The sequence below is a fragment of the Streptomyces sp. NPDC007157 genome (assembly GCF_040634235.1).
In the GTDB taxonomy this organism is placed as follows: domain Bacteria; phylum Actinomycetota; class Actinomycetes; order Streptomycetales; family Streptomycetaceae; genus Streptomyces.
Map to the genome: position 1 here is coordinate 24,766 of NZ_JBEYFE010000017.1, position 18,416 is coordinate 43,181.

Consider the following 18,416-nt stretch of genomic DNA (forward strand, 5'->3'; position numbering starts at 1 on the left):
GGCTCACCGGCTCACTGGTAGTGGACGAAACGCCGGCTGAGCCGGAACTGGACGGCGGTGACCGCCATGATCAGCACGAAGAGCAGCACGCCCACCGCGGATGCCTCGCCGAAGTCGAGCTGCTCGAAGGCCCTCTCGTAGATCACCATCACCACGGTGCGGGTGGCGTCGCCGGGTCCGCCGTCGGTGAGGACGTAGGGCTGTTCGAAGACCTGCAGGGCGTTGATGATGCCGACCACCGACGCGACGAGCAGCGTCGGCGACAGCAGCGGCAGTGTGATGCCGAGGTGCTTGCGCAGGCCGGTCGCGCCGTCGAGGGCGGCGGCCTCGTGGATCTCCTTGGGGATGTTGTTCAGACCGCCGACGAACAGCAGGAACGAGAAACCGAACTGCTGCCAGACGTAGACCAGGATCACCGTGGCCATCGCCGCGTGCTCCGAGGTCAGCCAGGGCACGGGCGTGACGCCGATAAGGCCGATCAGCCAGTTCACCACCCCGAAGTCCTGGTTGAACAGGTACTTCATCACCACCGAGATGGACGCGGCGGACAGCACCAGCGGGAAGAAGAACGCCGAACGGAACACCGACCGCAGCCACACCGGCATCCGCCCGTTCAGCGCGAGCGCCAGCGACAATGCGATCAGCAGTTGCAGCGCGACCGCGAGGACCATGAAGACGAGCGTGTTGCGGAAGGAGACCAGGACGGTCGAATCCGTGAACGTCGTACGGTAGTTGGCGCCGCCGGCGAAACGGGGCGGGTCGATCACGTTCCAGTGGAACAGGCTCAGCACGATGGACCCGATGATCGGCACGACCGTGAAGACGACGATGCCCACGACCGTGGGCGCCAGGAACAGCGCGGCCAGCAGCCGGGCGCCGCGGTCGCGGACGGACGGCCGCACGGCGGCGGGTGGCGCGGCGGGCCGTGGACGTACGGCCGGGACCTGGGTGTTCGTCATACCTCACGCTCCATGGCCTGCTCCAGGTCGCCCTGCATCCGGCGTAGCGCGGGACCCACCGCACGCGGCGAGGCCAGCGCGGTGCCGGTGTACTTGAGCAGGACGTCGGTCACCTCGGCGACCTGCGGCGGCGCGGGGATCGGGCCGGTGTCGGGAAACCGGTCGAGGGTGTCGTAGAAGACCTGCCAGTGCGCCGGGCCGCTCGCGGCGTAGCGGGCGGCGTTCAGCATCGAACGGCGGGCCGGGGTTGTCTGGTTGCTCCGGAACAGCCGGGTCATGGTGTCCTTGCGGGCCGCGTACTTGATGAACTCCCAGGCGGCTTCCTGCTTCTTGGAGGTGCGCAGCAGCGCGTAGCCCGCTGCGCCGAACTGGTGGCGCTGGGTACGCCAGCGCGGGAAGTACTGCACGTCGTAGTCGGCGGCCCGCATGCCGGCCAGCTGCAGGCCGCCCGCCCAGAAGCCGCCCGCCGGTGTGACGCCGACGCGGCCGGTGGAGAACACGCCGACCAGGTTGCTGCCGTTGCCGCCCTCGGGCCGGGTGCACAGGTTCTCCTGGACGAGGGAGGCGAGGTAGTCGTACGCCTCCTCGACCCGGTCGGCGGTGGCCTGCGGGGTCGTCCAGCGAAAGCCCCCGCCGCGCCCCTGCCGGTCGGCGGCCGGGTAGAAGGTGTCCCACAGCCAGGAGCCGCCGGGTGCCTTCGACTCCTTCAGCAGGTTCGTGCCGTTCGCGAAGAGCCAGGGCACCACGCCGCCCCACAGCCGGTTGGTCCAGAAGTACGGCGTGAAGTGCGAGCCACCGGTACGTTTCAACTCCCGCAGCAGCGCGGTGAAGTCGTCGCGGCTCCAGTCGGCCGCCGGGAACCCTGCGCCTGCCCGCTTCAGCACCTGCTTGTTGAGGTACATGTCGGCGGCGTTGAACTCCATCGGCAGCTGGTAGAGGTTGCCCTCGTACATCATCGACTCCACCAGCGAGGGGTGGACGTCGGCGAAGTACTCACGCAGTTCCGCCGCGTCCCGCCGCACCCAGCGGTCCAGGGCCACGCCGAGCCGCCGGGCGAACAACTGCACGCCCTCGGTGGCCACATACACCAGGTCGGGGGCGGTGCCCGCGGCGATCTGGGTGAGGATCTTCGCGAAGAAATCCGACCAGTCGACGGCCTGCACCGCGTTCACCCTCAGCGGGATGTCGGGGTGGAGCCGGTGGAAGCCCTTGGTGAGGGCGTCGACGGTGGCCGGGTCGAAGGCGGAGCCGAGGGTGGCGACGACGAGGGAGCCGTCGTCACGGCCGGGGATGTCGGCTCCCGTGAGCCGGTCCCAGCTCGCGGCGGTCGCGGCCAGGGCGGCTGCTCCGGCCCCGTACGCGCCGTACCGCAGCAGCGTGCGGCGAAGGAGGTGCGAGTCAGTCATCAAACAGGGCCTAACTCGTGTTAGATCAGGGTTGATGCCCCAGATGATGGGAACCGGACGGCAGGCCTGTCAAGGGTCGGGAACGCTTGACCTTTAACGAGTTAGGTCTACAGTCCTCGTTCACACGAGCCGCTTTTCACGCCCTCCGCGTTGTGAGCCGCACTCACGTGCGTGACGAGCCGCCACGGGCCCTCATGGGCCGCCACGAGAGGATCGATGCGTCATGCCCGGAACATCGGGGATTTCCAGGAGATCACTGTTCGCGGGATCGGCGGCGGGCACCGCCGCCGCGCTGCTGCCCACCGGAACGGCCACGGCCGCCCCGAAACCCAAACCCGGGGCCACGGCCAAGAACAGGACCAAGTCCGCGGCGAGCGGGGCGACTTACCGCGCCGCGTACCACTTCACGGTCCCCGACCAGTGGAAGAACGACCCGCAGCGGCCCGTCTGGATCGACGGCGAGTACCACTACTACTACCTCTACAACGCCGACTACTTCACGGGTGTCGTCGGCACCGCGTGGCGCCTGGCCACCACCAAGGACCTGGTCTCCTTCGCCGACCGCGGGGTCGCCGTGCCCAAGGACACCACGGTCAACGGCGATCTCTGGTCGGGTTCGGCGGTGGTCGACACCGGCAACACGGCCGGATTCGGCGCGGGCGCGGTCGTCGTCATCGTCACCATGTCCCCCGGCGGCGGCACCGACCATCAGGAGCAGTTCCTGTACTACTCGACCGACGGCGGTCTCACCTTCGACAACTACGGGACCGACCCCGTCCTGCCCAACCCCGGCGTCGCCGACTTCCGCGACCCCAAGGTGATCCGCGACGAGGACCGGGGCCGCTGGGTGATGGCCCTCGCCGAGAACGACAAGATCGGCTTTTACCACTCCGACGACCTCAAGTCCTGGACGTACGTGAACGGTTTCGTCCACGACGGCATCGGCGTCCTGGAGTGCCCCGACCTGTTCCGCATCACCGCCGGCGACGGCACCGTGAAATGGGTGCTCGGCGCGAGCGCCAACGGGAAGGGCTCGGGGCTGCCCAACACGTACGCCTACTGGACGGGTTCCTTCGACGGCAGCGCGTTCACCGCCGAGGCGAGTGAGCCGCAGTGGCTCGACCACGGCTGGGACTGGTACGCCGCCGTCACCTTCGAGAAGCGGGACGCGAGCGGTGCGGTGGACGCGGCTGCCCGGTACGCGATCGGGTGGGTGAACAACTGGGACTACGCCGACACCACCCCCACCATCGACTGCGACGGCTTCAACGGCACCGACTCCATCGTCCGCGAGATCACCCTGAAGAAGGCCGACGGCACCTACTACCTCGCCTCCCGGCCCGTCGCCGGCCTCGACTCGCATGTCTCCCGCACCGTGAACCTGGGCGACGTGACCGTGGACGGCACGAAGGTGCTCGACTACACCGGTATCTCCTACGAGGTGACGACCGAGATCACCTGGTCCCAACTCACCGGCGCCGGGCTCCAGTTGAGGCGCTCACCCGACGGCGGTCGGCACATCGATGCCGGGATCTACGCCGACTACGCCTTCCTCAACCGACGCAACACGGTGAACGCCGACACGTCCGGCAAGTGGCAGGAGAGCCACACCCCGTTCGACCCGTCCGCCGGCACGGTGAAGCTGCGCATCCTGGTGGACCGCACGTCGGTGGAGATGTTCGTCGACGACGGCCGCTACGTGCACACCAGCCAGGTGTTCCCGTACCTGCTGGACACCCGGCTCGCGCTGTTCACGATCGGCGGCAGCGCGGTGTTCCGCAACACGGTGATACGCGAGTTCTCCTTGTGAGGCCGGCCAGGGGCGCGGGTGCACACCGTACGTGTGAACCCGATCGGCAACACCAGAATGGGCCGCCCGGTCCTGGAGGGATCCGCGCTCCGCCCCGCTGACGCGGCGACTCGTCCGCAACGATCCCGATCAGCGCGGCTTCCGGGTCCAGCCGAAGCGGTGGGCTGTCGAGCGCACCTTCTCATGGCTGACCGCCCACCGGCGCCTGGCCAGGGACTACGAGGCCGGCCCGGCACGATCGGAGACCATGATCCGCTGGGCGATGATCGGCCTCATGCTCCGCCGGCTCACGCGCTGCCGTCCCACCACCCGGCCCGGCCCGAAACCATTGATGCAGCTGAGGCCACTCGCGAGTGCTGTTCGAACATGACCAGTGGCACTGCCGGCCCAGCGGGAGGCGGGGATCAGCGTGGTCGCAATGGCTCACCCGGTGGTTGGAAGGAGAGGGTGAGTCGGCCGCTTTCGACCAAGCCGCGAGCCTGACTCCGGAGGGGCACGTCAGGTCGTGCCCCGGCCCTCGCGTTCGGGGGATCCGTACGGGTAGTCGGTGGGGAGCCATTCGCCGACGCTGAACAGGCGGCTGCGGAGCAGGTCGCTGTCCGGCTTCAGAAGGCGGCTCGGGGTGTGCTCGTCCAGATCGAGCCAGGACCGCACCATGCGGTCGTCTTCGGGCTGGTTGAGGTTGGCGATGACGCAGGTCAGTGCGCCCTGCAGGACGTGAGTGCCGACGGCGGGGGTCCACACCCTGAGAGTCACGGGGGCGAACAGGGCGACCCAGGTGATGATGTACCGGCTCTCCGGCACCGGGTCGTCCCAGTCGAGGTGGGTGTCCGCGAGGGGATAGGGCGGGCCGGTGATCGCCAGTCGTTCCAGCACGATCCCGGGATCGTACGCTTCGAGGGCGCACTGGGCCAGGCCGCACAGAAGCTCGAACGGGTTGCCGAGAAATCGGGCGAACAGGTCGAGGTATTGGTACCTGCGGGCGAATGCCGCGAAGTGGCCCTCGCTGGCTATCCCGGGGACGTCGTCGGGGGTTTCGGCCATGGTGAGCGGGCCTGTCCTTCCGCCGTGCGAGGGCGGAGGTCACCTGTGAGCGCGGTGGGACGGGGGGGCCTCGGCGACTCCGGCTGCGGCACCTTCTCACGCCTGACCATCATGGGCAACGCTGCCGGGAAGGTACGGCTTGCCCCCAGCCGGCCGCAACCCATCCCAGCGTGACCAAGGTCTGGGCCGATAGCGGATACCAGAGCAGCACCCTTGACCACGGCGCCGGACTCGGCATCGACGTGGAGGTAGTCCAGCGCCCACGGACGAAGGGGTTCGAGCCCCTGGCGAAGCGGTGGGTGATCGAGCGGACCTTCGGCCGGCTGATGCAGCACCGCCGCTTGAAACAGCTCCCACAAGAGTCCTGGCCCAGACCCGCCTGCGTCGCGCGGGCGAACGGCCGCTCGGACTCAGGGAACACCCGGACCCGCTGTATTACCTGCCGCACGGCCTGGCTACTCTTCACTGCCATGCACATAGCAATCACACAGCGGATGCTCAGGGTTCACCTGGCGGTCGGGCTCACCCTGGGATTACTCCTGCTCATGCTGGCGAGAGCACAGCCGGCCGCGGCGGCCAGCACCCTGGACCCGATATCCGACCCCGGCAAGATGACCCTCACAGCCGGGGACTTCGCGTCTCGGTGGCGCGCCATCGACGCCGTCGAGGCGAGCGGCAAGGTGACTGCGTACAACTCGCTGGCGCCCCTGCTCAGCGGGAGCGGGCACAGCGGCCGCCCGTACCTGTGCCACGGCAACCAGAACCTCAACACGTCCTACCGCGTCGACGGCTTCTGCTGGGAACAAGCAGACGACACCACCGGCAACTGGGTGCCCCAGGGCATCACCGGATCGCATGACGCCCAGCCCGACGGCAAGTGGCTCGACAAGTACGTCTACATCGCGTCCTGGCACAGCAGGAACACCGGCAGCAACGAGTTCGCCCGGATCTCCGTCGTGGACAACGACGGCGGAGACCACACGATCTATAACCACGTCATGCTGGTCGATCCCTACATGGAGACCCAGACCACGGGGAACTTCCAGGCCGTGGGCGCCGCCGACAGCCCGTTCGCCGGTCACGCCGACGGTATCGCCTGGTACGGCAACAGGCTGTTCGTGGCGAGCGGACACCAGATCCAGGTCTACGACCTGCGCCACCTGTGGCGGATGTCGGACAACACGCGCGAGTCCGTCGGGATCAGCGACGGCAAGTCCTCCGCTCGCTGGCACAACTGGGCCCTGCCCATGATCGGTTTCTACGACAACGGAACCAAGGGCGATCCCTGCACGGACCTCAATCCGTGCATGACCTCCCTCAGCCTCGACCGCACCGGTACCGACGGGCTCATCACGTCCGAGTTCCGCCGTTCGACGGGCGGCGCCCCGATCGTGCGCTGGCCGCTGAACGCCGCAGACACGCTGCTCGACACGGACGGCACGACCAATTACGAAGGCACCGTCCGCGCCACAGCGGGCTACCGGACCCCGGTCTGGGGGGTGCAGGGAGCGGCGACCGACGGCACATACTTCTATTTCAGCGGCACCTGCCCCGAATACGCGGACCGAGATCCCAAGGACTCGGCGACCGCCGACCTTCCGTACTGCATCCACTGGGCGAAGCCCGGCAGTGCGCCGCACGTGCTCACGTACGGCCCTCCGCTCATCCAGAACCTCTCCTGGGCCCCCTCCTCCGGCCGCCTGTGGGGCATCAATGAACGCATAGCCCCGGCGCCGGGGGTCCGTTCGGTGTTCTCCCTCGACCCGCCCAACTGAATCCGTCCGACGGTCCTCGGTCCGAAAACCGGGGGCCGCCACGCTCACCTGGGCTGTGATCCCCGCGTGCCCCAACCCGGGTTCTGGTGACAACAAGGCTGCATCAGTGACAGCTATCGTGCTTCGGCTCAGCGGGCTGGACGCCTGCCCTCACCTATCCGGGCTCCTACCAGCGCATGCCGAGGGCATCGAAAGTGCTGCGTCGTTCTTGGCTCAGCCTGGCGGCCGGCGGCGGGTGTTGTCGAGCCAGGCCCCGGGCTTCACGGCCGCCTGGTCCCCGTCGCCGTTGCTGCCGGCGGTGATCTCGACATGCTGACGGGTACTTGGAGGTGGCCCTCGCGGGCCCATGGCCAACACAGAGGAAGAAGCCGACACCGAGCGTGCCGTCATCGACCACTACACCCCGCTGAGCAGGTGATCGAGCGAGCCGGCGTCGGCGAGTTCGACGGAAACGAATGCCGAGGGGGGTGGCCCTCTACGCCTACGGACCGGACGCCGAGGCACGCTTCGCCGTGATGGCACCCCTCGCACGACGTGCCGTTCCGCCCGGCACACATCGTCTTGCGCTACGGCTCGGTCGATGACGCATCGGCTTCCGAGCAGCACATCGACCTCTGACGACACCCGTCAGCAGCCGTCTGACAGACCGGCACCTGGGGAATTACGTGAAATTACCCCAGCTGAACATCGACTCCGCCGAGCAGAACACGTTCACCGAGCGCCTTGCCACCTGCCACGTCGACGCGCATGGTCGCGCCCGGCCGCGGTTACGCGCTGGGCGGCGAGCACTCGATGTCGGAAATTGTCGTGGCCGCCCAGGAGGCCTGGCCGGGTGCGGAGGCAGCGCGCGCGTCGAGCCCACGGGCGGTGTGGATCCGAACCAGTCCTTCAATGCCACGCAGCAAGGTCTCGCCGGCCAGAACGGGGTCACCGAGGTAACCGGCACTCACCGCACCGTCACGGAGCATGACGAAGTGCCGCCCGGCGTGATCGGCCTCTGCCGCAGCGATCTCAGCGAACAGTCCGGTGATCGTCTGCAGGAACCACTCGCGGTGCTGCACGACGGCACGGTGGACCGGGTGGTCGGGATCGGGGAATTCCGCTGCCGCGTTGAGAAAGGCACATCCGCGGTAACCGGGCGAGCGGATCTGCTCGACCAGGGACACACCGATGCCCCGCAGGATGCCGTCGGTCGGCACGTCCGCGGCCATCAGGGAGCCGATCTGGGTGCGGATCGCCTGGTCGACGCCTTTGATGTAGGCGACGGCAAGGTCTTCTTTGCTGCGGAAGTGGCGGTAGAAGGTGGCGTTGGTGACCTTCGACTCGGCGACCAGACGGTCGACGCCCACCGTGTGGATGCCCTCCGCGTAGAAGAGCTGCCCGGCGGTCCTCAAGAGCCGTTCCCGGGCCTCGGAGATTCGCCGGCCGGTGCCTGTGCCAGCTTCCGTCTTTGTCATGTCACCCATGGTAGCGGGTAGAACGCTCTCTCTTGTTTTCACGGGATGGGCGTGCCAGGCTGCGTACAAGAGAGAACGTTCTCTCTGTTCCGCAGTCATTGGAGAACCCCATGGCATCCACCGCCTCCGCCGAGCCCATCGGTGCCGCACCCGCCCTGCGTCGGCTGTACGTCATCCGCTTCGTCTTCGCCGCCGCCTGGGCCGCACTCCTGCTGGTGTCCGGCTCCGAGCTCACCTTCGGGGCCAAGTTGCTGCTGTTCCTCTATCCCGCCTTCGACGTGGCCGCGGCCGTCGTGGATGCCAGGTCGGCTCGCGCCGCCGGGCCGGTCAAGGGCCTGTACGCCAACATGGCCGCCAGCGTGCTCGCCGCCATCGGGGTCGCGGTCGCCAGCACCTCGGGCGTCGACGACGTACTGCGTGTCTGGGGCGCTTGGGCCGTCGTCTCCGGCCTCATCCAACTCCTCGTGGGCGTCGCGCGCCGACCCATGGGCGGCCAGTGGGCCATGATCCTCAGCGGCGGCATCTCCGTCCTCGCCGGCGCGACCTTCATCCGAAGCGCCACACAGGACAACCCCTCCCTGACCTCCCTCGCCGGCTATGCCGCGCTCGGCGGGATCTTCTTCCTCCTCTCGGCGATCCGCCTGTCCCGCTCGACCCCCAGGCACTGATCCGTGCCGACCGAGGATCGCGCCGACCAGGCGCGGCCCACGATCATCAGTGCCGCACCAGCGCCTTGCAGCACTCGGGCCACGATCAGCCAGCTCCCACCGACGACAGTCTGCGCAGCACCGCTCGCACTCGTCGCTGGTGGAAGCCGGTGGCAGGAGACGGCCGCTTCGCGGCTCAGGGCGGCCCGGAGCGTGCTTCGTAGTGGTGGACCTTCGGGCCGTCGAGCAGCCCGGAGGGGGCATGGTGTCGCGCTCCCAGCAAGACGCGATCGCTGGCCGGTGACGGGGTGCCCGTCACGGTGACGTGCCGGGTCCTGAACCGTGGCCCGACGTGACAACGTCGCCGGGTGCATTCTGCACAGCGATCGCGGATCACAGTTCCGGTCGAGGAGGTTCGTCCGGGCGCTCGACGGACACCGGATGACCGGTTCGATAGGGAGGGTCGGGGCGGCGGGCGACAAGGCGGCCATGAAGTCGTTCTTCAGCCTGCTGCAGAAGAACGTCCTCGATCGCCGTGCCTGGGCCACCTGTCAGGAACTGCGGATCGCGATCGTGAGCTGGGTCGAGGAGACCTGCCACCGACGCCGCAGACAAACCTCACTCGGTCGGCTGACCCCCGTCGAATTCGCAACCGTCATGACCACACCGGCCCGCCAGGCCGCGTGACCCGAACTGTCACCCAAACCTGCAGTAGACCCAACCCTTGTGACCCCAGTTCAACGAGCTGACGTCGGACGAGAGATCCCAAAGAGCTGTCTCCCCGCAACCTTCCCGCAGCGGCTCACGACCGTCGTGGCCTTGTGGCGGTCCGGAGGAGAACTGAGCGACGACGACGTACGCCGGCACTCGAAGCAGCGGCTACCCGACACCGCTATCTACATGATCGTCGGCAAGGCTAGGGTGCGGACATGGCTCTCATGGATGTCCGCAACGATTCCAAAGGGTGGCTCATCATGTGGCTCGAGCCACTTGGTGAGGATCGATGGCTCAAGCCCAACGAGACGTTCCGAGTCCGATCCGACTACAACGGCGATGAGCTGGCCTTCTCCATAACATTCTGGGTGGACGACGACGATCGGTCGGCGGGGATCGAGAACGTCGCCGTCTGGATCGAGAACGGTGACTGCTACGCGGAAGTCGTCGACAGCGCAGGCAACCTCATCGAGTGCGGGCACCAAAGGCCTGAGGAGGTCAACAGGCGATGGCAAGCCGCGCTCGAAGAGGCGCGAAAGCGCGCAGCAGCGCGGAAGGCCAGCGGAAAAACAGTGGGATGAAAGTGGCACCGTGCCCGCCGCCGGGGCCCGTAGAACCCCGCCGTCGGCACCGAGTTGTTCAAAGGCGGTCGCTGCGGTGGAACACCCGAGCGAGAGGCCCTGGTTGAGGTTGCTCGTCCATGTGGTGGCGGTGGTGCGACAGGCGCATCACGGTGGAGTCCACCGAGACGCGCCAGTCGATCGCGTCGGCAGCGCCCTGGACCTGCTGGAACAGCCGCTCCCAGGTACCGTCGGCCGACCAGTGCCGATGGCGTTCATACACGGTCTTCCACGGGCCGAACCGTTCCGGCCGGTCCCGCCACGGCACCCCGGTCCGCACCCGGTGCAGTATCCCGTTGGCCACCTGCCGGTGGTCCCGCCACCGCCCGCACCGGTTGTTGCTCACCGGCAGCAGCGGCTCCAACTGCGCCCACTGCCTGTCCGAAGATCTCCCCGCCCCGTCATGCTCCGGACAATGTCGCAGGCCGGTGGCCCGACACGGCCTGGCGTCAGGACACGGCAGCAGCCCGCAGGTCTTCGGCCGACAGCAGTGACAACAGACTGATGCCCTCTGCCTTGAGAGCCTCGGCACCGCCTTGCTCCCGGTCGATCACGCACAGGGCCTCATCCACCTGCGCGCCCAGGTTCCGCAGGTCCGCGGTCGACAGCACGATCTGCCCACCGCTGGTGACCACGTCCTCCAGGTTTCTCCGGGGCGCCGCGAGTGTGTGGGTGGAGTTTCCGCAGCTCAGGAGCGGTCGCGAGCACTGTAGCTGATGCAACACGTGTGGTGCACGGGTCCTACTGGTTCTCGTCGGCGGCAGGCGGCTTGTCCAGAATTTCCCGCTCGGCCTCTTCGGTGCGGGCCTCGATGTTCCACTGCCGAACGACGTCGTCGACCAAGCCCTCGATCGTTTCGTCGAGCCGCTGCCGCAGGAGCCCGGGGCGGAGGGCTTCGGCCTCGACGGCGGTGTGCGGATCGATGCCTTCGCGCAGGCACTCCTCGCAGTAGCGGGCGAAGTTGACGTCGCGGGTGTTGACGTCGTGGGTGGTGAGCCGGCCGGAGCGGACGTCGTTGGCGGTGATGGCGATCAGCCGGAACTCTAGGTCGAGTTCGCCATTTGGTGCGCAGCCGCAGGCCGAGCTCGTCGGACAGGCCGAGCAGCGCCCGCCGGTGCTCGCCGGCATCGAGTTCATCGCGGGCGAAGGTGTGGCTGGTGCTGGTGGAGCGGACCAGCGCGGTGCGGGTGACGCCCCCGCCACCGTGCTCACCCGCATCCTCGACTCCGCCGCCGGCCCCCAGCTCCACGCCCGAGCCCGTGGCGATGACCCCAGGTGGGTTGAGGCGCTGTGAGACGGAGGCTGTGTTCCCCCAGTGAATCTGTAGACGCCCCGTCGCGGTGCTGGATCTGGCCCGGGCGGAACTGGTGGCTGGGATGTGAGGGACAAGTACACGTTCGTCGGCCCGCTGGCGGATGATCAGAAGTTCTGTTGACCGATCAGCGGACTTGTCAGTGCCCGGTCACCTTCTCGACCTCACCCGAGTGAAGGCCGCCGACCTCCAGGCCGGTCTGCCATCTACTGCTTCGGAGCCAGACCGTTGTGGATGGTGTGCTTCCTCTTCGCGGTCGCCGTAGAGCATCGTGACGTTGATGCGCAGATTTTCGTATCCAGGCCGGAAGCGGATGGCATCCGAGGCGTGGAATAGGTCAGAGTTGAAAATCACCGCTCGGTTCTGTCGGTAAGGAATGGTCATGCTGCGGGCCTGCCGACGTTGCAGGAATGGCCGGATCAGGTCTTGGCGGCCATTGTATGCGTGGAATCCCCAAGACAAGGGAGCGTCGACGTTGTGCACCACCAGGCCGCCTGAGTGCTCGTCGGTGTTGGCGCTGTCAGGGGTCACCCAGAAGTTGACGTTGACGGCGGCGAAGTCCGCATGCGTGGTGACGTCGGCGGGCACTTGAGGGCCGCATTTAAAGCCCCACATTTGGCGCAGCGGGTACTGGTTCCCGATGAGCCGAGGTAGGGCGTTCTGTAGTTCCTCGGCGATCTGCATGAGCAAGGGGCAAACAAACCCATCCTGCATGAGCGCGCCCAGCCGACCGTGGGCGTAGCGGTTGCCGAACCAAACTGTCGACTCCAGACAGAAGTGGTACAGCTCGCCCAATGCCTCTTCGGTAAGAAAATCATCCACATAGACTACGCCGGGCGCATTCGCCAAGTATTGGTCCTCAACAGCTGCGGGATCCCAGCGACGGGACAGGGCACGCGCCACGCGTGGTGTATGGCGTACATGTAGCAGTCGATTGTAGTTCTCGGCGATGCGGGGGTCGGCATCGGAGTCGAGGGGCGCCTGAGCGTGAGGGCCTTCAGTCACCAGTCGGTCGTGCACGGCCTGGTAGGCGTCAATGACCTGGCTGTACTCCGAGCTCAACACGCCTAGGCCCTGGAGGTAGTACATCTGCTGGATGTCGTGCCGCAACTTGGGAACTGTCAGTGGTATTGCTGGGCGCTTGGCCGGATCCGAGGAAGCACCCCAACGCAGTCGGGCGAAGAGCGAGGCGAACCCCTCTGCGAGCGCGAAGTCACAGTGTTCCAAAGCCGCATTGAGCACCTCGGTCACCCACACCCTGCTGTCGGCATCTGCGCACAGTTCGTCACGCAACAACGGCTGCACCTCGTCCCAGCGCTCCGAGGCGGCCAGCAAGAGCGCCAACTCGCGTTTGTTCGACCAGCTTTGGGAGTCGGCTTGAAGGGCCTCGCGGAGGAGGTGCACCTCCTCCTCCGCAAGGCCAGCACTGACAGCGGCCCTCGCGCGGGCGACCGCCGATCCGGCGTTCCACGGCGTGCCCATGCAGATCACCCGAGCTGGAAGGCGTTGCGTGCCCGGAGTTCCACTGCGTATCGGGCCAGTCCGTTGAGGGTCACCGCGACGTATGGCGGCGCGAAGCGTGAACTGAAGGCCTGCTCATCGTCCGCAGACTGAATCTTGTACCAAGTCTTCCAGGTCATATTCGTCACGAACGGGGTTTTGTCTCGGGGCTGCATGCCGACGTTCTCTTCGCCCTCCCCTGGGTCTCCGTCCTGTTTGCCAGCCCTGTCACTGTAGAGTGTCTGCGCGACAGGGAGGTTGATGAAGTAGTGCAGCAACTCATCGGTGAGCCCATAGATTCCGGTCTCTGTCACGCATCCTTCCAGCAAAGTAGCCACGACATCCCGGCCACCGTGGTTCACAGTCGCCTCACAGAAGTCGGCTAGAAACTTCCTCCCAGCAGGCATTTTCTCTTTTTCCGTGTGACTGTGCGCGTACTCCTCGAACCACTGCAGTAGCTTCGGGCTGGCGAACACCGAGTAGATCAGCCGGTCTGTCAGGGCCTCTTGTTCCGGCGAAACGGATGAGCCCGCAAGATACTCCATCAAAATATGAGTCGGGCCAGTGATGAACTGCTCGCGCAGGAGAAAATCCGTTTCCATGGCCTGGAACAGTGCATCGACACGTCGCACGGTCGCAGCACGGGACATCGCAGTGGATTGTTGTGCACCCAATTTCTTCTCCTCTGGTCGGGGCGATCCGGTTGGCCAGCAGGTGCTGGGCCGTGACACGACTCCCAATCTAATAAGGAGTTCCGCTACGGAATGCCGTGCGGCACGCCGCAGATCAAAGGTGATCGGCTCAGGTTCACGCATTTGGTCCGCGGAGACTGTCCCACTCCATCCACTGCTCAGGGTCGATGAGACTGGCGTCATCCAGCCAGCGCCGGACCGCTTTGCCCAACGCCAGCTCTGGACCAGATCGAACCAGCGGTGGGCCGTGGACTTCGAAATGCCGAAGCACGGCGGCAGTGGGCCCTTTCCAACCTGAGGGCGTGTTGGCGGTTGGGATGACAACGTGGTGAAGCCCCTGTTAGATCGATTGCGACCAAGAGAACCGTCTCCACCAGCTTCATGTGCTTTGTTTAGCCATCCGGCATCGACGTGTCCACTGCTGCCCATCGCTTCCTGGCTTTCACGAACTGCGCTGGCACCGCTGCGTGATCGGCTCCCGTGGGCGGCGGCTGAGCGGTGGCCGCCAAGTCCTTCTCGCGCTCGCCCACTTACGGGTTGGGCGCACCTATGCTCAGCGTGGGGGTCGGTTTCGACATCGGAACCACGACCGCGTACCGCTACGTCACTCGCGCCCACCCTCACCAAGGCCGTCCGCGCCGCATCGGCGAAGTCGCACCTGCTCCTGGACCGCACGCTTCTGTCGATCGACCGCATCGCCGCAAACCTGCGCTCCGACTCCGGCAAGCAGCAGGCACGGGATGAACGTGCAGGGCACCGCCGATCCCTCCGGCCCACTGCTGCTGGCCTCGCCGGCCTTGTGCGGCGCCGTCCACGACGTCCGCGTGACCCGCAAAACGCGGCATCGGCGACGCAGCTGCCAATGCCGACATCAATTGTAGGGCCGATAAGGGCTGTCGAGGTGCCGGTGAGACGGTCCGCACATTTTTACGGCGCAGTAACGATCGCATAGGCTACTCCGCCCGCACTGGCTCGCGTCTTCAACTGCTGCCGAGATGAAAGAAACGCAGGGGCAGATTGAATGCGAAACGATTTTTCGAGTTGCAGGCAGACTCTAACGGCAGGATCCTTGAAGGTAGGTGACGGGTGATTGGAACAACATTTGGCAGCACCTTCGCTGAAGATCCGTTGCCATCCAAAGCGGGAGTCAGTCATGGTACACACACAGAGCGAGAAGTACACCCTGAGGGACGATCAGATCCGGGTGAGCGAGACCGCGATCAGCGCCGCTGACGTTCTGCGGTCTTCGATGCCTTTCCTGGAAAAAGCACTCAGGGCCATCGAGCGCGGTGGCCGGGATGAACGTATCGAGGTCTCGCCAGAGGTTTTCCGGGATCTTGTCGCCATATTGGCGGCCGAGGTGAAGAGGGCCGATGCGTATACCAGCACAGAAACACACCTTCGCCCAAAAAAGCCGCGTGACAAGGATTGGAACCCCTTTAAGGGCATCGATATCAGTTGGCTCTGAAGCTGGAACCACCTCAGCGTCCGGTTCAACACGCTCGACAAGTTGATCCGGGCGTTGAGATGCGCTGCTCCTCACAGGGCAGGGTGGCAACGATCGGGTAACCCAATGAAGCACACTTCACCCTCGTTCGACAAGCTGATGGCGATTCCCCCCGAGACGTTCATGGAACGGCACTTCGAGCGCTTCTATTTCCTTTCCCGTGGCGAGCAGAACTCGGAAAGGGCAGGTCACTGCCGAGATCTCTTCTCTTTCGATGACGTCGACCAGATACTTTCGGTCCCCGGGCCGAGATTTCAGGGATTCATTCAGATGAGCAAGGGAGGCCATCCGATATCAGCCGACGAGTACTCGGCGCCGAAGCAAGGAGGGTTGGCAACGTTCGATACAGAGGCGATTCTTGAGCTGTACGCCAGCGGAGGCACCATAACCTTGAACCAGGCGCATCAGTGCAATGAGCGACTTGCTGTATTTTGCGCTGAACTGGCAGGAGTGTTCTGCGCCCCTATCGCAGCCAACGTGTACATCACACCGCCTAACTCGCAAGGGTTCGCGGTGCACGCTGATACCCACGATGTGATCCTATTGCAGTCCGAAGGTCGAAAAAGGTGGAAGCTGCAAAAGGAGTTGGAATTCCTTGCCACGCCTCGGAGCCCTAACGTCTGCTCAGATCCGATGGGCACCGGAATGTGGGACGAGTTCGTGCTCGAGGCCGGTGACGCACTGTACATTCCTCGCGGATTACTGCATGAGGGGACCACGGAAAGCTCTCATTCCTTGCATATCACCATAGGAATATATCCCTACACTTGGGCCGATATGGCACACGAGGCGCTCGCAATGGCCGAAAGCACGGACGCGCTCCTGAGACGCTCCGTCATCTCCGCCTCCCCGGCCACAGTCGACGACGACGCAAATGAGCTGCTCGCGAGACTGTCGCCGCACCTGAAAGCCCTGGCCACCAGGGAGCCGCGAGTTCCCACGCATCAGGCCAGCCTGCACAGGGGCCGGTTCCGGGCGCTGGTCGAACCGCTCCCCATCTCACTCACTACGGCTGTTCGGATCGCAAATAGAGCCGACGCGCAACTCGAACGATGCTCCAGTGAGGTTGTCCTTCATAGTGACGCAAAAATGATCGCATTCCCAAGCTACGTTTCTCCGTCTCTTGAGATTCTTTTGCACGCCGACGTGATCACGGGCCAGGATCTCGCCCCGAACCTGGATGACGAAGGCAGGCTGACACTTCTGCGGCGTCTTCATAAAGAGGGAGTACTCGAGCTTGGGGTGAAGGACGGTCCAGCCCAATTACGAACGCGTTAGGCCTCCCGGTGCCGCCGCTGCGCTCCTAACTCGCGGTGCAGAGCCCGTTCCGCCGATGCCTGGTTCGGTGATGCCCCAGTGGCAGGCGTTACTTCGCCAGCAGGCTCCGTGCGGCCATGCGCTTCACTTCCGACCGCGCCCCGTCCGGGGTTGTGTCGACGAGCATGGCCATGAGCCGCCGGCTCGTGCGACGGGCAAACTGAGCAACTGAGAGCGCCTGGAGTCGTTACTGTCGCATCATGAGCGGAAATTCCGGTCCGAGTCGCAAGCTGCGGGACACGGCACATCGTGGGGGGATATCCGAGTGTTGCTGCCGGTCACCGTAGCCTCGGTCACCGACTGGGAAGCGGGCAGAGACTGCTGGTCCGGCTACGCGACACTGCACTCACGCCGACGGGCTCGCGACTATGAGAACAGGCACCGACACCTCGAGAGCGTTGATCCGCAGCTACACGTCTATAACCGACACGGAGTTTGCGAAAAAATTGGTCACGTACAGGCGGGTTCCATCCGGGCTCACTGCCACACCACGCGCGTCATCACCAACCGGGACCGTGGCAACTATGGTCTGGGTAGAGACGTCGATTACCGACACGTCTCCGGGGCCTAGGAAGTGAGTCACGTAGAGGTGAGTTCCATCCGGACTCACAGCCACACCATACGGGTCGTTGCCGACTGCGATGGTGCCCACTACGGCCTGGTCAGAGACATCGATTACCGAAACAGACCCTGCGGCAAAGTAGTTCGTCGCATAGACGCGGGTGTTGTCGTTGCTTACTGCCACACCCACCGGGAAGTTGACGGCTGGAATATCCCTGATATCCATGAGAAACTTATCAGTTACTCGCACGGCGTCTGACAAAGCCAGCGTCACGTAGACGTGTCCGTCTGGGCTCGCCGCCATACCGTAGGGGTTCTTGCTGTGGTTCTCCGCCTCAAGGATGGAGCCATCTTCGACGACATCGTCACCGGAGATGCTGTACTGCGTCACGGTGCCTTGGCTTGGGGAGGCCACGTAAAGATCGGTTCCATCCGAGCCCACCGTCAAACCATACGGGCCTTCGTCGACTGGGTGTGTCGCAACTACTGACTCGCGGCCAAGGTCGATCACTGACACTGAGCCGTCACCGAAGTTGGTAACGTAGAGGCGGGTTCCATCCGGGTTCACGGCCACACTGTGTGGACGATCGCCGACCGGGATCTTCTTCCTCTGCCAAGCAGCTGCAGGCTCCGCTTGAACTGGCGCCGACGGAACCTGCAGACCCTTGTCTCGCGCCCTCGCGCAGAGTCGCTCGAATGGCAGGTCAGTGATAACCCGCTCTGTTGCAGCCATCGGCCTCCGTCTTGGATCGCCCGACGGCGACTCGTCCATGATCCGGGGGGCCTGGCTGCCGTCCTCGGTGGTCATAGCAGTTCCTCCTTGGCGGATTCCGTGGAGCGGTGCAAACTCCCATATTCAAAGGGTGTGCCCCACAAATGGCCCAGCCGCAGTTCCTGGTATCGCCGATGGTCTGGACCGACTGGACTCGACCCGCCGAGACCCTCTGGCGTCCTGTCAAGAGGTATGACCGGCGCGCGCACCGCGCCATTCCAGCCAGGCCAATAGGGAGAACGTAACGGTGGCAGCCAGCGCCAATGCGGCGATGACTGCCTCAAGGGTGCCGCTTCCTGCGTCGGGGTCGACTCCGAAGACCG

General features: G+C 65.4%; 16 protein-coding genes and 3 pseudogenes. 9 read left to right on the forward strand and 10 right to left on the reverse strand.

Going from position 1 to position 18,416, the window contains the following annotated elements; translation table 11 throughout:
• Positions 1 to 11: 11 nt before the first annotated feature.
• Both ABZ642_RS28075 and ABZ642_RS28080 read right to left on the reverse strand, forming a co-directional pair.
• Positions 12 to 959, reverse strand: a complete 948-nt coding sequence (locus ABZ642_RS28075) for a sugar ABC transporter permease (protein ID WP_360489222.1) — start codon at positions 957 to 959, stop codon at positions 12 to 14.
• A complete protein-coding gene (locus tag ABZ642_RS28080) occupies positions 956 to 2,365 on the reverse strand; it encodes an extracellular solute-binding protein (RefSeq protein ID WP_360489223.1) in 1,410 nt (469 codons plus the stop codon). The genes ABZ642_RS28075 and ABZ642_RS28080 overlap by 4 nt, the downstream gene beginning before the upstream one ends.
• Before the next feature lie 223 nt (positions 2,366 to 2,588).
• Here ABZ642_RS28080 and ABZ642_RS28085 point away from each other — a divergent pair, with 223 nt between their 5' ends.
• Positions 2,589 to 4,175, forward strand: coding sequence for a GH32 C-terminal domain-containing protein (locus ABZ642_RS28085; RefSeq protein ID WP_360489224.1), 1,587 nt, complete (start codon positions 2,589 to 2,591; stop codon positions 4,173 to 4,175).
• A gap of 109 nt (positions 4,176 to 4,284) precedes the next feature.
• Positions 4,285 to 4,545, forward strand: a pseudogene (locus ABZ642_RS28090) (transposase); the annotation flags it as partial.
• A gap of 128 nt (positions 4,546 to 4,673) precedes the next feature.
• On the opposite strand, the gene ABZ642_RS28095 reads toward ABZ642_RS28090, so the two are convergent.
• Positions 4,674 to 5,219 carry a hypothetical protein gene (locus ABZ642_RS28095; protein WP_360489225.1) on the reverse strand — a complete coding sequence of 182 codons (546 nt, stop codon included), beginning with the start codon at positions 5,217 to 5,219 and terminating at the stop codon, positions 4,674 to 4,676.
• Between the two features lie 470 nt (positions 5,220 to 5,689).
• Between ABZ642_RS28095 and ABZ642_RS28100 the strand changes: the two genes are divergently transcribed.
• Positions 5,690 to 6,994, forward strand: a complete 1,305-nt coding sequence (locus ABZ642_RS28100) for a hypothetical protein (protein WP_360489226.1) — start codon at positions 5,690 to 5,692, stop codon at positions 6,992 to 6,994.
• Positions 6,995 to 7,761: 767 nt separating this feature from the next.
• Here the strand turns inward: ABZ642_RS28100 and ABZ642_RS28105 are convergent.
• A complete protein-coding gene (locus ABZ642_RS28105) occupies positions 7,762 to 8,460 on the reverse strand; it encodes a TetR/AcrR family transcriptional regulator (protein WP_360489374.1) in 699 nt (232 codons plus the stop codon).
• Positions 8,461 to 8,561: 101 nt separating this feature from the next.
• Between ABZ642_RS28105 and ABZ642_RS28110 the strand changes: the two genes are divergently transcribed.
• The 3 genes and pseudogenes from ABZ642_RS28110 (at position 8,562) to ABZ642_RS28120 (ending at position 10,393) form a co-directional block, all read left to right on the forward strand.
• Positions 8,562 to 9,119 carry a hypothetical protein gene (locus ABZ642_RS28110; RefSeq protein ID WP_360489227.1) on the forward strand — a complete coding sequence of 186 codons (558 nt, stop codon included), beginning with the start codon at positions 8,562 to 8,564 and terminating at the stop codon, positions 9,117 to 9,119.
• Positions 9,120 to 9,470: 351 nt separating this feature from the next.
• Positions 9,471 to 9,785: pseudogene (locus tag ABZ642_RS28115) on the forward strand (IS3 family transposase); the annotation flags it as partial.
• Between the two features lie 242 nt (positions 9,786 to 10,027).
• Positions 10,028 to 10,393 (forward strand): hypothetical protein, encoded by a 366-nt coding sequence (locus tag ABZ642_RS28120; RefSeq protein WP_360489228.1) that lies wholly within the window; start codon positions 10,028 to 10,030, stop codon positions 10,391 to 10,393.
• 58 nt (positions 10,394 to 10,451) lie between these two features.
• Here ABZ642_RS28120 and ABZ642_RS28125 read toward each other — a convergent pair whose 3' ends face one another.
• The 5 genes from ABZ642_RS28125 to ABZ642_RS28145 all read right to left on the reverse strand — a co-directional run bounded on the left by ABZ642_RS28125 (position 10,452) and on the right by ABZ642_RS28145 (position 13,894).
• Complete coding sequence (locus ABZ642_RS28125; protein WP_360489375.1) at positions 10,452 to 10,856, reverse strand: IS5 family transposase; 405 nt, start codon at positions 10,854 to 10,856, stop codon at positions 10,452 to 10,454.
• Between the two features lie 25 nt (positions 10,857 to 10,881).
• Entirely contained in the window at positions 10,882 to 11,067 is a 186-nt protein-coding gene (locus tag ABZ642_RS28130; RefSeq protein WP_360489229.1) for a hypothetical protein, read from the reverse strand.
• Between the two features lie 106 nt (positions 11,068 to 11,173).
• On the reverse strand, positions 11,174 to 11,569 hold the full coding sequence (locus ABZ642_RS28135; protein ID WP_360489385.1) for a hypothetical protein: 396 nt from the start codon (positions 11,567 to 11,569) through the stop codon (positions 11,174 to 11,176).
• 325 nt (positions 11,570 to 11,894) lie between these two features.
• Entirely contained in the window at positions 11,895 to 13,226 is a 1,332-nt protein-coding gene (locus ABZ642_RS28140) for a hypothetical protein (protein WP_360489230.1), read from the reverse strand.
• A 5-nt stretch (positions 13,227 to 13,231) separates the two neighbouring features.
• Positions 13,232 to 13,894 carry a hypothetical protein gene (locus tag ABZ642_RS28145; protein WP_360489231.1) on the reverse strand — a complete coding sequence of 221 codons (663 nt, stop codon included), beginning with the start codon at positions 13,892 to 13,894 and terminating at the stop codon, positions 13,232 to 13,234.
• A gap of 447 nt (positions 13,895 to 14,341) precedes the next feature.
• Here ABZ642_RS28145 and ABZ642_RS28150 point away from each other — a divergent pair.
• From ABZ642_RS28150 to ABZ642_RS28160, 3 genes and pseudogenes are all read left to right on the forward strand, one after another.
• Positions 14,342 to 14,857, forward strand: a pseudogene (locus ABZ642_RS28150) (transposase family protein); the annotation flags it as partial.
• 232 nt (positions 14,858 to 15,089) lie between these two features.
• Entirely contained in the window at positions 15,090 to 15,404 is a 315-nt protein-coding gene (locus tag ABZ642_RS28155; protein ID WP_360489232.1) for a hypothetical protein, read from the forward strand.
• 105 nt (positions 15,405 to 15,509) lie between these two features.
• The gene (locus tag ABZ642_RS28160) at positions 15,510 to 16,721 is read left to right on the forward strand and encodes a cupin domain-containing protein (protein WP_360489233.1); all 1,212 of its coding nucleotides are present in this window, start codon (positions 15,510 to 15,512) and stop codon (positions 16,719 to 16,721) included.
• 448 nt (positions 16,722 to 17,169) lie between these two features.
• On the opposite strand, the gene ABZ642_RS28165 is transcribed toward ABZ642_RS28160, so the two are convergent.
• Positions 17,170 to 18,129, reverse strand: a complete 960-nt coding sequence (locus ABZ642_RS28165; RefSeq protein ID WP_360489234.1) for a YncE family protein — start codon at positions 18,127 to 18,129, stop codon at positions 17,170 to 17,172.
• Positions 18,130 to 18,416: the final 287 nt, after the last annotated feature.

Excerpts from the sequence above, each read along its gene's own strand:
- ABZ642_RS28075 (WP_360489222.1), bottom strand. The coding sequence starts at position 959 with ATGACGAACACCCAGGTCCCGGCCGTACGTCCACGGCCCGCCGCGCCA.
- ABZ642_RS28080 (WP_360489223.1), bottom strand. The coding sequence starts at position 2,365 with ATGACTGACTCGCACCTCCTTCGCCGCACGCTGCTGCGGTACGGCGCG.
- ABZ642_RS28085 (WP_360489224.1), top strand. The coding sequence starts at position 2,589 with ATGCCCGGAACATCGGGGATTTCCAGGAGATCACTGTTCGCGGGATCG.
- ABZ642_RS28095 (WP_360489225.1), bottom strand. The coding sequence starts at position 5,219 with ATGGCCGAAACCCCCGACGACGTCCCCGGGATAGCCAGCGAGGGCCAC.
- ABZ642_RS28100 (WP_360489226.1), top strand. The coding sequence starts at position 5,690 with ATGCACATAGCAATCACACAGCGGATGCTCAGGGTTCACCTGGCGGTC.
- ABZ642_RS28105 (WP_360489374.1), bottom strand. The coding sequence starts at position 8,460 with ATGGGTGACATGACAAAGACGGAAGCTGGCACAGGCACCGGCCGGCGA.
- ABZ642_RS28110 (WP_360489227.1), top strand. The coding sequence starts at position 8,562 with ATGGCATCCACCGCCTCCGCCGAGCCCATCGGTGCCGCACCCGCCCTG.
- ABZ642_RS28120 (WP_360489228.1), top strand. The coding sequence starts at position 10,028 with ATGGCTCTCATGGATGTCCGCAACGATTCCAAAGGGTGGCTCATCATG.
- ABZ642_RS28135 (WP_360489385.1), bottom strand. The coding sequence starts at position 11,569 with ATGAACTCGATGCCGGCGAGCACCGGCGGGCGCTGCTCGGCCTGTCCG.
- ABZ642_RS28140 (WP_360489230.1), bottom strand. The coding sequence starts at position 13,226 with ATGGGCACGCCGTGGAACGCCGGATCGGCGGTCGCCCGCGCGAGGGCC.
- ABZ642_RS28145 (WP_360489231.1), bottom strand. The coding sequence starts at position 13,894 with ATGTCCCGTGCTGCGACCGTGCGACGTGTCGATGCACTGTTCCAGGCC.
- ABZ642_RS28155 (WP_360489232.1), top strand. The coding sequence starts at position 15,090 with ATGGTACACACACAGAGCGAGAAGTACACCCTGAGGGACGATCAGATC.
- ABZ642_RS28160 (WP_360489233.1), top strand. The coding sequence starts at position 15,510 with ATGAAGCACACTTCACCCTCGTTCGACAAGCTGATGGCGATTCCCCCC.
- ABZ642_RS28165 (WP_360489234.1), bottom strand. The coding sequence starts at position 18,129 with ATGACCACCGAGGACGGCAGCCAGGCCCCCCGGATCATGGACGAGTCG.